10 protein-coding genes are annotated in these 12,352 nt (G+C 42.3%); 6 read left to right on the top strand and 4 right to left on the bottom strand.

Going from position 1 to position 12,352, the window contains the following annotated elements:
* Window positions 1–7: 7 nt before the first annotated feature.
* From HZC34_02600 to amrS, 5 genes are all read left to right on the top strand, one after another.
* Complete coding sequence (locus HZC34_02600) at window positions 8–1,114, top strand: ABC transporter ATP-binding protein (GenBank protein MBI5700723.1); 1,107 nt, start codon at window positions 8–10, stop codon at window positions 1,112–1,114.
* A 135-nt stretch (window positions 1,115–1,249) separates the two neighbouring features.
* The gene (gene gcvPB / locus HZC34_02595; protein MBI5700722.1) at window positions 1,250–2,701 is read left to right on the top strand and encodes an aminomethyl-transferring glycine dehydrogenase subunit GcvPB; all 1,452 of its coding nucleotides are present in this window, start codon (window positions 1,250–1,252) and stop codon (window positions 2,699–2,701) included.
* A gap of 209 nt (window positions 2,702–2,910) precedes the next feature.
* Window positions 2,911–3,669: a lipoate--protein ligase family protein gene (locus tag HZC34_02590; GenBank protein MBI5700721.1), complete on the top strand. Its 759-nt coding sequence runs from the start codon at window positions 2,911–2,913 to the stop codon at window positions 3,667–3,669.
* A complete protein-coding gene (locus HZC34_02585) occupies window positions 3,662–6,607 on the top strand; it encodes a PD40 domain-containing protein (protein ID MBI5700720.1) in 2,946 nt (981 codons plus the stop codon). The genes HZC34_02590 and HZC34_02585 overlap by 8 nt, the downstream gene beginning before the upstream one ends.
* A 9-nt stretch (window positions 6,608–6,616) precedes the next feature.
* Window positions 6,617–7,495: an AmmeMemoRadiSam system radical SAM enzyme gene (amrS, locus tag HZC34_02580; protein MBI5700719.1), complete on the top strand. Its 879-nt coding sequence runs from the start codon at window positions 6,617–6,619 to the stop codon at window positions 7,493–7,495.
* Here the strand turns inward: amrS and HZC34_02575 are convergent, their stop codons facing one another.
* Window positions 7,496–8,119 carry a DUF502 domain-containing protein gene (locus HZC34_02575; protein MBI5700718.1) on the bottom strand — a complete coding sequence of 208 codons (624 nt, stop codon included), beginning with the start codon at window positions 8,117–8,119 and terminating at the stop codon, window positions 7,496–7,498. It lies immediately after the preceding gene.
* 24 nt (window positions 8,120–8,143) lie between these two features.
* Here HZC34_02575 and HZC34_02570 point away from each other — a divergent pair, with 24 nt between their 5' ends.
* Window positions 8,144–8,431 carry an Lrp/AsnC ligand binding domain-containing protein gene (locus HZC34_02570; GenBank protein MBI5700717.1) on the top strand — a complete coding sequence of 96 codons (288 nt, stop codon included), beginning with the start codon at window positions 8,144–8,146 and terminating at the stop codon, window positions 8,429–8,431.
* On the opposite strand, the gene HZC34_02565 is transcribed toward HZC34_02570, so the two are convergent.
* From HZC34_02565 to pta, 3 genes are read right to left on the bottom strand one after another with little or no spacing between them, the layout of a single operon-like run.
* Complete coding sequence (locus HZC34_02565) at window positions 8,432–9,973, bottom strand: 2-isopropylmalate synthase (GenBank protein ID MBI5700716.1); 1,542 nt, start codon at window positions 9,971–9,973, stop codon at window positions 8,432–8,434.
* 19 nt (window positions 9,974–9,992) lie between these two features.
* Complete coding sequence (locus tag HZC34_02560; GenBank protein MBI5700715.1) at window positions 9,993–11,312, bottom strand: TldD/PmbA family protein; 1,320 nt, start codon at window positions 11,310–11,312, stop codon at window positions 9,993–9,995.
* Between the two features lie 4 nt (window positions 11,313–11,316).
* Window positions 11,317–12,312, bottom strand: a complete 996-nt coding sequence (gene pta / locus HZC34_02555) for a phosphate acetyltransferase (protein MBI5700714.1) — start codon at window positions 12,310–12,312, stop codon at window positions 11,317–11,319.
* Window positions 12,313–12,352 lie beyond the last annotated feature (40 nt).

Here is a 12,352-nt window from a genome sequence, read left to right as displayed (position 1 = left end):
GTAAAACATGGCTCGTGTTTCCATCCAGAATGTTACCAAAAAGTTCAATGAAGTTGTTGCGGTAAAAAATATCAGCCTCGAGATCGCCGATAAGGAATTCATTGTTTTTGTCGGACCATCAGGATGCGGAAAGACTACAACCCTCCGGATGGTAGCAGGTCTCGAAGAAATAACCAATGGGAAGATATACATCGGCGACAAGCTTATAAACGATGTCCCTCCGAAAGACCGCAATATTGCCATGGTTTTCCAATCATATGCACTGTATCCTCACATGACAGTTTATGACAATATGGCTTTTGGATTGAAGCTTCGCGGCATCCCAAGGAAAGAAATAGATACAAGGGTCGCCGAAGCTGCTGAAGTTCTTGATATCACAAACCTATTGGACAGGCTTCCAAAACAGCTTTCGGGCGGACAAAGGCAAAGGGTAGCTCTTGGGCGGGCGATAGTAAGGAACCCTCAAGTGTTTTTGATGGATGAGCCGCTTTCAAACCTTGACGCGAAGCTCCGCGTTCAGATGCGGGCGGAATTGCAAAAGCTCCATAATAGGCTTCAAACTACGATGATATATGTTACCCATGACCAGGTTGAAGCGATGACTTTGGGCCAGAGGATCGCAGTAATATTAAATGGCGAGCTCCAACAAGTCGATTCTCCGCTTGTAGTTTACGGAAAGCCCGTTAATAGGTTTGTCGCGGGATTTATAGGATCTCCTCCTATGAACTTTGTTAAGGGAGAACTAAAGAAGCATGACGTGAATTTCAGTTTTGAAGCGCATAGCTTTAAGATAGATATTCCAAATGATCTGGGGCTTTCCGAATACCTCGAAGGGAATCAAGGCAGGAGCGTATTGTTCGGCATTCGTCCGGAAAATATTTGGGATGTGCCGTCGTCGGCCTGGATCGACAAAAAATACACGATAGATGCAAAAGTCGAGTTCCGTGAATTAATGGGCTCAGAAACTTATGTATACTTAAAGATCGGGGATACTCCGCTTGTCGCGAGGGTCGGAGCAATGAATGATGCGCAGTCGGGAAGCAAATTTACCGTGGTCATTAATTTAAGAAAGATGCATCTTTTTGATATGGAATCGCAGAAAGCGATCATCTAAAATGAGGAAACTCTTGAACCTGCGGCTAAATCCCGATGTGGGAATCGGGACAAGCGTCGCGGTTTCCTCGTAGATTTTAGGAACCGCGAGCCGTGCCTGCCGGCAGGCAGGGTTTACTAGCTGGTTAGTTTGTTTATGCAAGAAAAATTAATTTTTGAATATAATAGTTTAGTTAATAATGGCATAAATATCGGCGTACCGGATGTTCCGCAAGAACCGCTCGAGGCTCTTATACCAAAAGACTTATTAAGAAAAGATCTGCCCTTGCCGCAATTATCGGAACTTGAAGTTGTCAGGCATTTTACAAGGCTCTCGCAAAAAAATTTCTCTGTAGATACCCACTTCTATCCGCTGGGATCGTGCACTATGAAATTTAACCCCAAGGTTAACGAGGAGATATCTTCATTTCCTGGGTTTACTTCCCTTCATCCGTTAACTGACGAGATCAATGCGCAAGGAACTCTTGAGCTCTTATTCAACCTGGAACAATATTTGTGTTCTATATTCGGGTATAAAGCGTTCACGTTCCAGCCCGCTGCAGGCGCCCATGGCGAACTTACTGCGCTTCTTATGATCAAAGCTTATCATGAAGACAAAGGGCAAGGGACAAGGGGCAAGGTGATCATACCTGATTCTTCTCACGGTACAAATCCGGCATCTGTCACCATGGTTGGTTATGCGCCAATTGTTATCAAATCGGATAAACACGGGAATGTGGATCTTGATTCACTAAGGGCGGTAGTTTCTGATGATACCGCAGGGCTTATGCTTACAAATCCAAATACGCTTGGGCTCTTTGACGAGCATATTTTGGACGTTGCCCAAATCATACATAAAGCTGGAGGGCTTCTTTACTATGATGGTGCGAATGCAAATGCGATCTTAGGCGTTTGCAGGCCGGCGGATTTTGGGTTCGATGTCGCACATTTTAATTTACATAAAACATTTTCGACGCCTCATGGGGGAGGCGGACCTGGAGCCGGGCCAGTTGGCGTCAACGAGAAACTCGTTCCTTTTTTGCCTGCACCAAGGGTTATTAGGGCTGCAAACGGCTTTGAGCTAACAGCTGACGGCTATCCAAAATCGATCGGCCGCGTTCATTCATTCAACGGGAACGTTGCAATACTTCTTCGAGCATATTCTTATATTCTATCGTTAGGGCCTAAGGGATTAAAAGAAGCATCCGAGAAAGCGGTAAGCAATGCGAATTATATGGTGAATAAATTAAAAGAGTATTATTATCTGCCTTATGACAGAAAGTGCCAGCATGAGTTCGTATTATCGGCCAAATGGCAAAAAGAAAAATATGGCGTGAAAGCTTTGGATATCGCAAAACGATTGATCGATTATGGCTTCCATCCTCCTACGATATATTTTCCATTGATCGTTGAAGAGGCGATGATGATAGAGCCTACGGAATCGGAATCCATTGAAACACTTGATGCATTCTGTGATGCAATGATCAAGATCGCGAGGGAATGCGAAGAAAACCCTGATCTTGTAAAACATGCTCCGTATACGACCGAGATATCAAGGCCTGACGAAACATTAGCCGCAAGACATCCTGATCTTAGATATAAGATCTAACAGCCCTCACTCATTCCTTTCTTTTTGGTTTCATATCCTTATCACTCTCTCCCAGAGGGAGAGAGATTCTTGCTATTGAAAAATATTAGGTGACAATAACTATTCAAGTCCTTCTCCCTCTGGGAGAAGGTGGTGAGGTTAAGGGTATTGTTTAGAAGAATATGGATGAGGGCAATGATGCATTTATAGAAAAGATGTATAATTATCTTATGCAAAATTGGATGCTATTAAATGAAAAAGCCAATGGCCTAAAGAACATGAAAAGGGATATCGAGCTTTTTAATAATACTGAAGCCACATCGGGTTCCTCAATTCTTCGAATTTACTCCTGGTCTAAACCTTGTATATCTCTTGGTTATTCACAAAAAATAGATGAGGAGATCGACGAGAAGAAAGCAAAAGAAATAGAGTGGGATGTTGTTATGCGTCCAACAGGAGGAGGGATCGTATTCCATAATGAGGCAGAGGTCACTTATTCGATCGTTACCTCGATCGATAATCCAATACTTCCTAAAGGACTTGTGCCGTCGTATATGAAAATATCCGAGGCTGTTGTGATTGCTTTAGCGAAAATTGGCATTCAATCACAAATCCTAAGCGCTAAATCCGAAATCCTAAATAAGAAATCAACTACCCCCTCTCATTCTCCCCCTTATCAAGGGGGAGATGTCCCGAAGGGGCAGAGGGGGTCATTATGTTTCTCTTATCCAGCAGAATATGAGATAGTCGTCGATGGCAAAAAGATTGTTGGATCGGCGCAAAAGCGCGGGAAAAAGGCATTGCTGCAGCAAGGATCGATCTTTATGAGCCCGATCGATGAAAAGATATTTTCAGTATTAAAGAAGCCTTATCACGGGCATAATGCCGTGAGTGTTGAAGAAGTACTTGGAAGAAAAGTAGTGTTTGATGAGATGGCTGAACCGTTAGAGAGTGGATTTCAGAAGATTTTGGGGATTCAATATGGATAAGCTAACTGCCCTCACCCATATTTTCCATTTATGTAAACTTAAAGGTTTTTCCCCTCCCTGCCTGCCGGCAGGCAAGGTCCCACTGGGAGAGGGGTTAATTGAAAAAAGTACTCAAATAAGAAGCCGATGGGTGAGGGCAGTTATTTTCTTACTGGTTATTTGCTCTATATTTATCATTCCAGCTCACGCCGCCACTTATTTTGACCCCAGCCTCAAATGGAAGACGCTCGAGACCTTGCATTTCAAGATAAACTATTATCCGCAGATCGAGGATAAAGCTATAAAAATGGCATCTATTGCAGAAGAGGTGCATTCAAGGCTCTCTCCATTATTCAAACATATTCCCGATCTTAAAACTGATATTGTGCTTATGGATACGACAGATTATTCGAACGGCTTCACTAGCGTAATCCCGAACCCTGTTATCACATTGTATATGGCAGATATCGGCTCAAACCAAAGGCCGACTTCATATGATGATTGGTTAAGATATGTTTTTACGCATGAATATACCCATCTCCTCCATCTTGATACTGTTGAAGGAAGCTTTAAGCTTTTCAAGTTCCTATTTGGAAGGGATATATTCCCCAATGCTCTAAGCCCAAAATTCATCATCGAAGGGCTCGCAACATATATGGAAACTAATTATTCAAAAGGCGGGCGAGGGCAGGATATGCGATTCCTCTCAATGCTGCGCATGGACGCCCTTGACGACAATTTTAAAAGCATCGACCAGGCATCTGTTGATACCGCCAGGTGGCCTATGGGGAATATCTCTTATTTGTACGGAGTTTCTTTCTTGGAATATTTATCCCAAATATACGGCGAAGACAAACTGTTCAAGTTAAGCCAAGAATACGGGGATTATTTCTACGCTTATGGGATTGATGGCGCTTTCCAGCAAGTATACGGCAAAAGCCTTTGGGTCTTATGGCGAGATTGGCAGGAAGAGGTGGTTGATAAGTCAAAAGCCCAAAAAGAAAAGATCATCAAAAGTAAATTGACCAAACCTCAAATAATAACTTATAAAGGTTATTCTTTATTAAAGCCTAAATGGGGACAAGATCCCGAATCTATTTATTATATACAAAGCAATCAAGATGATGCGTCGCAAATAAGGAGGATCAATATTAAAACAAAAGACGATGTTAAAATATGCGATGGCATCATGATCGACGATAATTTGAATATTGTTAACGATACTTTATATTTTTCCAAGGGCGATATATATAATAATTTTTATTATTTTAAGGATATATATTCGCTTGAAACTAAGACAAAAAATATAAAAAGGCTGACAACGGGATTTAGGGCCTCTGACCCGGCAGTATCAAAAGACGGGTCGAAGATCGTTTATACAAGAAATAAGAACGGGAACCGAACGTTATGGTTTTCAAATATCGATGGGACAGGACTTTTGCGTCTTGGGGCAACGTTTGAGGGGGTCCAATATTTCTCTCCGCAATTTTCACCAGATTCTACAAAGCTTGCTGTTGCCAAATGGTCGCCTGGCGGACAAAAGATAAATATTATCGATATTAAAACAGGAGCAGAAAGTCCCATGACAACGCAAGACCTTTCGCTTGAAGCCAACCCCTGCTTTACGCCAAACGGTAAATATATATTATTTGATTCAGAACTCTCCGGCGTGCCTAATATCTATGCTTTTGAGTATGCTTCAAATAAGATATTCAAAGTTACAAATGTCTTGGGGATGGCTTTGATGCCCGATGTTTCAAAAGACGGTAAAAAGATTGCATATTCTAATTATACGTCCCGTGGTTTCGATATCGCCGTGATCGATCTTGATCCAAGATCTTGGACCGAGGTCAGCGCAAAAATTAAAAATAAACCTGTTAGCCTTGTTAGCTCTCAAGGATCCATGGATGCATCGGATGTGATCGTCAATAAATACGATTACAACCCGATACCAACCCTTATACCTAAGTTTTGGTACCCATATTCCTATTATAATGAGAACGGAAGCCATCTTCTTGGATCAACGGTCGGCCTTGATGCTCTAAGCCAGCAATATTTTACACTTCAAGGCGGATACGATTGGAGGGCCAAACGTTCTTTTTATTTCTTTAATTACTATAATGACCAATTCCTGCCACAAATCAGGCTTATTCTTGGAGATACGGCGTACGCATATTCTTGGGATTTTGCATCCAAGCTATATTGGGAAAGAGAAAAATATGGAGCGCTATCGATGACTTTTTACGACAATAGCGTATTTTCATACTATGACAGGCAGAATTTTACATTGGGATACCAAGCCATCAATCTTTCAAACATCACAAGCCTTGAAATACTGACGACTAAACCAAGCCTCGGGAACCTTTCAGGCTTATTTGTCGGATATTCATATTCCAATTTAAGGGCGTACGGATATTCGATTTCTCCCGAAGAAGGATTTTCTCTGGCGGTATTTTTTAAGAGTTTTTCAAGGACTACCGGATCTGATTTTAATTTGATAAATTACCTTGTTTCGGGAACACAGTATTTTAAAACCGCAATTCCGCATAATATATTGGGTGTTTCTGCAACCGGAAGCCTAAGCTATGGCGATAGCTTTGTCCAAAGCGGATTTAATTATAAATTCCTATCTCTAAGAGGGTATCCTTATAATTTGATATCTGGAACAAAATCAGCGCTTGGGTCCGTAAAATACTTATTTCCTGTATCTTATCCCGAAAGCGGTTTCGGGTACGGATACTTGTTCTTTGACAGGCTTTGGATGGAAATGTTTTTTGATTCCGGGGGCGCTTCATTAGGGGCTCTAAAAGATATATTATGGAAGCGAAGCTGCGGCGCCGAATTAAATCTTCAGACAATTAATGGGTGGGGAATGTTCCCGGTTGTTCTAAAGCTCGGATACGCCAAGGGGATCGATGCAGGCGGTGAAGAGCAGATATATTTCAATATTAGCCTTTAGGAGCAATCTATGAAAGAAGCATTGTTCTATAGGCAAATCGAAAATAATATGGTCCATTGTTCCTTGTGTCCATGGGAATGCAAGATAGCTCCGGACCAAGTCGGGTTTTGCGGTGTCAGGCAAAATTTGGGCGACAAGCTTTTTTCCCTGATCTACAATGTCGTTTCATCTATAGCGCTAGATCCGATAGAAAAAAAACCTCTTTATCACTTCCACCCCGGGACGAAGGTATTGTCTGTTGGTACTTTTGGCTGCAACATGCGGTGCGGGCATTGCCAAAACTGGCAGATATCGCATGTCAACTTAAAAAAAGACAAAGTTACAATTGAGGAAATAACACCCGAAAAACTAATAAGCTTGGCGAAAGAATATAATTCTCAGGGCATTGCTTGGACATATAATGAGCCGACGATTTGGTTTGAATATTGCCTTGAAGGGGCCAAATTGGCAAAGAAAAATAACCTTTATACCGTTTGGGTCACAAATGGATATATAAACATCGAGCCCTTGGATATGATAGGACCGTATTTGGACGCATACCGCGTAGATATAAAAGGTTTTAATAACAACTTCTACGGTAAACTTGCAAAAATCCGCGATTTTGAGCCTATCTTAAAGGCGACAATCCATGCCAAGAAAGTATTAAAAATGCACGTTGAGATCATTACGAATATTATTCCAACTATGAATGATGGCGACAAACAGCTAAACGGGATAGCTAATTGGATAAAAACCGAATTAGGAGAAGATATCCCGTGGCATGTGACGAGATTTTTCCCATACCTCGAATATGCACATCTTTATCCGACACCAATTGAAACCCTTGAGAGGGCTAAACAAATAGGGATAGATGCGGGACTAAAATTTGTCCATATAGGGAACGTTTAATTACGAAGGCTCGTCATCGTTTGCTGCGATCTCCGCGCGTTCCGGCTTCAAAACGCCGCCGGAAATCACATATTTGAATGCCGCGTCTATATGCATATCAAGTAATATCACTTCTTGAGCCGGGACCATGATCAAGAATCCTGTGGCGGGAGTAGGTGTATTGGCGATAAATACGTTAATAAGCTTACTCTTGACTTTAGCTTCAATTTCGGAAGCCGCATCCGATGTAATAAAACCAACTGAATAGATCCCCTTTCTTGGATATTCAACGATACATGCTCTCCTGAACTCATCGTTGCCTTTATGTATAAAAAGCACATCATTCATCTGTTTTGCCGAAGTATAAATGCTTTTTACTATCGGGACATGGTATAATAACTCTTCGCCGACCTGGAATATTTTCGCGCTAAAGACATGGGTTGCAAAATATCCGGTTACTAGGATCAAGCCGACAGTTATTATGAATCCAAGCCCGGGGAGCGGGTGGCCTGTAAATAAGGCGATGATATTCCCCAAGATACCGTCTAAAAACGAGAACATGAACCATAATAGCCATAATGTGACCAAAAGAGGCAATAGGGTGATGAGCCCTCTTAAAAAGTAATTACTCAATCTATTCCACATCTTGTTTTCATTATACTACTTGACATGGCTTACTTCAACCGATTAGACTATCTTGTAAGAGGTGGAATTATGGCGGCAACGACAGCATATATATTGATTGAGGCGCTTCCAGGAAAAGCGATAGACCTGATAAATATCATAAAAGACATCAAAGGCGTTAAAACTCTCCACCTTGTAACGGGACCGTACGATATAATCGTTTTTGTTGAGGCGTCAGATCTAAAATCTATGGGTGAATTAATAGTAAAAAAGATCCAATCTTCGGGTCTTGTAGCCCGGACTTTAACCTGCGTTACCGTTGAACAGGCCTAATTATTCAAGCCCGCGGCCCAAGTTCTCGCTTTTGGCAAAAATCAGCCTATTTATCGCGCTAAGATATGCTTTTGCTGACGCGATTATGATGTCAGTTGAAGCCCCATGGCCTACATATATAATATTATTATCTTTAATTCTTACCGTAACTTCACCTTGCGCGTCTGTTCCGCCTGTTATCGCCTGGATCGAATAATCGACAAGTTGTGATCTGATCTTTGTGATCTTATCTATGGCAAGATAAACCGCATCGACGGGGCCTGCGCCTTTTTCGGTTATGGCGTGGGTTTTGCCTTTGAAATTCAAAGAAACTGTTGCGGTTGGCTGCTTATGTGTTCCGGATGAAATATCTATCTTTTCTATACTATAGACTTCCGGCACGACATAAACTTCTTCCGCGACGATCGCTTCAAGATCCCTTTCCGAAACATCTTTTTTCTTATCTGCCAATTCTTTGAACTTGGCAAAAGCTTTTTCAAGATTTTCTTCGGATAGGGCGTATCCCATATCTTTAAGCTTGTCGGCAAAAGCATGGCGCCCAGAATGCTTTCCAAGCACAAGACGGGTTTCAGTAAGGCCAATATCTTCAGGCGCCATAATTTCGTAAGTTTCGCGGGCTTTAAGCATTCCCGCTTGATGGATGCCTGCTTCATGCGCGAAGGCATTGCCGCCCACAATTGCCTTATTTGGCTGGACCATGAGTCCTGTAAGATTTGATACCAATCTGCTGGATCGATATATTTCTTTCGTGTTGATGTTTGTTTCGCAATCAAAATAATCTTTTCTGGTCTTAATTGTCATAACGACTTCTTCAAGAGATGCGTTGCCGGCACGCTCGCCTATACCATTTATTGTGCATTCAACTTGGTTTGCGCCTGCGCGCACGGCCGCAAGCGAGTTTATTGTTGCGAGCCCAAGGTCATTGTGGCAATGGACGCTTATTGTGATATTTTTTTCTTTGATTTGCGGGACGTTCTTTATTATGCCCTCTATCAATGCGCCAAATTCCCATGGGGTCGTATATCCCACAGTATCGGGTACATTGATCGTTGCAGCTCCGGCTTCAATTACTCCTGCGATTATCCTGTACAGAAAGAGAGGGTCGGATCGTCCCGCGTCTTCAGGTGAAAATTCGATATCGGGGCAAAGTGTTCGCGCGAACTTTACCATTTCAACGGCGCGTTCATATACTTTATCCGGGGACATTTCCAGTTTCTTTTCCATATGGATTGGGGATGTTGCAATAAAAGTATGTATCCTTGGCTTATCGGAGAATTTTACCGCGTCAAAAGCCGCTTGGATATCTTTTTTTACAGCCCGCGCCAAACTGCAAATAATAGGCCCTTTTATCTGCTGGGCTATAGCTTTTACAGATTCAAAATCACCAGGAGATGCGATCGCGAAACCCGCTTCTATCACATCAACATTGAGGCGGGCAAGCTGGCGGGCGATCTCTAATTTTTCTTCGGGGTTAAGCGATGCGCCGGGGCATTGTTCGCCGTCGCGAAGGGTGGTATCGAATATTTTAATTTTTCTTGCCATGATATTAATTTTATCACTATTATCCGCTGACGGCAATATTTGATACAAGCAAAGTAGGGCTTCCCAGATTGGCAGACATCGGAAAAAATCTTAGGTCTGACCCGACTTCATCGATTGCTTGCAAAAAGTCGATCAAATTCCCGGAAATTGTTATTCCGCGAACAGGATATGCAATATTTCCGTTTTCGACCATGATCCCCGCGGCGCCAATTGAAAAATCGCCGGAAATTGGGTTTACTGTGTGCATTCCCATTACTCTTTTAACATATAATCCACTTTTAACTTTTGAGATCAGGTTATCTTTTGAATTGATCCCCGGTTCAAAAAAAAGATTGCTCGGAGACACTTCAGGGAGAGATTTATAAGAAGCCCTTCTTCCGCTGCCAGTTGATGGCTTTCCTTCTTTTTTTGCAGTGTATGTATTATAGAGATAATTCATGAGCTTTCCCTTTTCAATAAGCGTCGTTTTTTTTGTTGGAACGCCTTCATCGTCGACAGGCGAGCTCGATACCCCATTCTTTAGCCTGCCATCGTCAATAATATTAATACAGCTCGAAGCGACCGTTTGTCCTATTTTATGCGCAAAAAGGGATTTATTTTTTTGGACGGCATCCGAAGAAAAAAGATTTGATATCGCGCCTAGCAATTGGGCCCCAACGTATGGGTCCAAAATTAATGGCATGATTTTTGGCGATATTGGTTTTGATAGCAGCAATTCGCTCGCGCGCTGCGCGGATTCGATGCCGACATTATTGCTGTTGAAATCCCAAAGCCTCGTCACAAAGCTCATTCCAAATCCGCTTTCCTGCTCTGATCCGGCTTCGGCAATCACTTCGCATATCCCCCCGCAATGGTTTGCATGATATGTGATGTCGATACCATTGGAATTTAGGATAGTGATCTTTGTTTCTGAAGTTGAGAAAGATATCTTCTCTGTCTTTTTAACTCTATTATCCGCCGAGTATGCCGCCGATTCCATTTGTTTTGCATAATCTATTTTTTTCTCGATCGAAAGATCAAGAATTTCCCTGTCAAAAGTTGCGAGTGGTTCGTATTTTTCGGAGGTAGGAATAGAATAATTTGGGTCTTCTATTGTATATTTTGAACTATCCAGTGCTTTTTGAAAAGATAATTCCAATGCTTCATCTTCAAAATCGGTTGTATACGCAAAACCGAGCTTGTGGTCTTTGATGACCTTAATAGATAGGCCGCCTTCTTGGACTGCGTCGATCGATTCTACTTCTTTGTTTCTAACATCGACCGTTGTGGAATTAGAAATAATCTTGTAGATCTCTATTTCAGCGTTATTTTGTTTTGCAATATCTAGCAGTTTTTTCATGTCTCTACGATGCTTGTATCGCGGTTATGGCTGAAACGTTTACTATGTCATCGACCGAACATCCGCGAGAGAGGTCATTTATCGGTTTTTTCGCGCCTTGGAGGATCGGACCCAAGGCAAGTGCGCCACCTAATCTTTCGGTCAATTTATATCCGATATTTCCGGCATCAAGGGTAGGGAAGATCAATATATTTGCGTAGCCCGCGACCTCGCTCCCTGGCGCTTTCCTGTTCCCGATAATTGGGATAATAGCCGCGTCCAATTGCATTTCACCGTCCACGACAAGATTTGGCCTCATTTTTTTTGCGATCTCAACCGCATTCGTAACTTTTGCAACATCAGGGTGCGAAGCCGATCCTTTTGTAGAGAACGAAAGCATTGCGACCCTGGGCGACTTTGATGTTAGGCGAGAGAAAGAATCAGAAGTTTGAATAGCGATCTGTGCTAGCTGTTCCGATGTCGGATTCGGGTTTACCGCACAATCGGCGAAAAATATCAGCCCTTCTTCGCCAAATTCTTTTTTAGGGCTTATCATAGCAAAGAAGCTTGAAACAATAGATGCGCCGTCCGCGACTCCAACACACTGCAAAAGAGCTCTCATAGTGCCGGCTGTGGTATGTACAGCACCTGATACCATTCCGTCTGCATTTCCCGAGTCAACAAGCATAGCGCCGAAGAAAAGATAATTTGTGGTCAATATTTCGAGTGCTTTTTCGTAGACCATTCCTTTTTTTTCGCGTTTAACCTTAAAGCTTTGAGCGAATTCCGGCAACTGCGGCGATTTCTTTGGATCGATTATAGCTGAGCCGGTTAGATTAATGCTGTGCATTTGAGCAAGCCTTGCAATATCGTTTTCGTTCCCAATAAGGATAACTTGCGCTAGTTTGCTTTTTATTATGAACTCTGTGGCTTTTAGTACGCGGATATCGTTAGTTTCTGGCAGAACGATCCGTTTGTTCAGTTTTTTTGCTTTGTTCCAAATATCGGAGATAAAGTCCATATATATAAAATCCCAAATCCCAATGACCAAATCCCAACAA

The sequence above is a fragment of the Candidatus Saganbacteria bacterium genome, assembly GCA_016223245.1.
GTDB lineage: Bacteria > Margulisbacteria > WOR-1 > XYC2-FULL-46-14 > XYC2-FULL-37-10 > JACRPL01.
This window is presented reverse-complemented; position numbering and strand designations above follow the sequence as displayed.

What these genes read in the sequence shown, in the direction of transcription:
- HZC34_02600 (MBI5700723.1), top strand. Translation starts at nt 8, where the DNA reads ATGGCTCGTGTTTCCATCCAGAATGTTACCAAAAAGTTCAATGAAGTT.
- gcvPB (MBI5700722.1), top strand. Translation starts at nt 1,250, where the DNA reads ATGCAAGAAAAATTAATTTTTGAATATAATAGTTTAGTTAATAATGGC.
- HZC34_02590 (MBI5700721.1), top strand. Translation starts at nt 2,911, where the DNA reads ATGCAAAATTGGATGCTATTAAATGAAAAAGCCAATGGCCTAAAGAAC.
- HZC34_02585 (MBI5700720.1), top strand. Translation starts at nt 3,662, where the DNA reads ATGGATAAGCTAACTGCCCTCACCCATATTTTCCATTTATGTAAACTT.
- amrS (MBI5700719.1), top strand. Translation starts at nt 6,617, where the DNA reads ATGAAAGAAGCATTGTTCTATAGGCAAATCGAAAATAATATGGTCCAT.
- HZC34_02575 (MBI5700718.1), bottom strand. Translation starts at nt 8,119, where the DNA reads ATGTGGAATAGATTGAGTAATTACTTTTTAAGAGGGCTCATCACCCTA.
- HZC34_02570 (MBI5700717.1), top strand. Translation starts at nt 8,144, where the DNA reads ATGGCTTACTTCAACCGATTAGACTATCTTGTAAGAGGTGGAATTATG.
- HZC34_02565 (MBI5700716.1), bottom strand. Translation starts at nt 9,973, where the DNA reads ATGGCAAGAAAAATTAAAATATTCGATACCACCCTTCGCGACGGCGAA.
- HZC34_02560 (MBI5700715.1), bottom strand. Translation starts at nt 11,312, where the DNA reads ATGAAAAAACTGCTAGATATTGCAAAACAAAATAACGCTGAAATAGAG.
- pta (MBI5700714.1), bottom strand. Translation starts at nt 12,312, where the DNA reads ATGGACTTTATCTCCGATATTTGGAACAAAGCAAAAAAACTGAACAAA.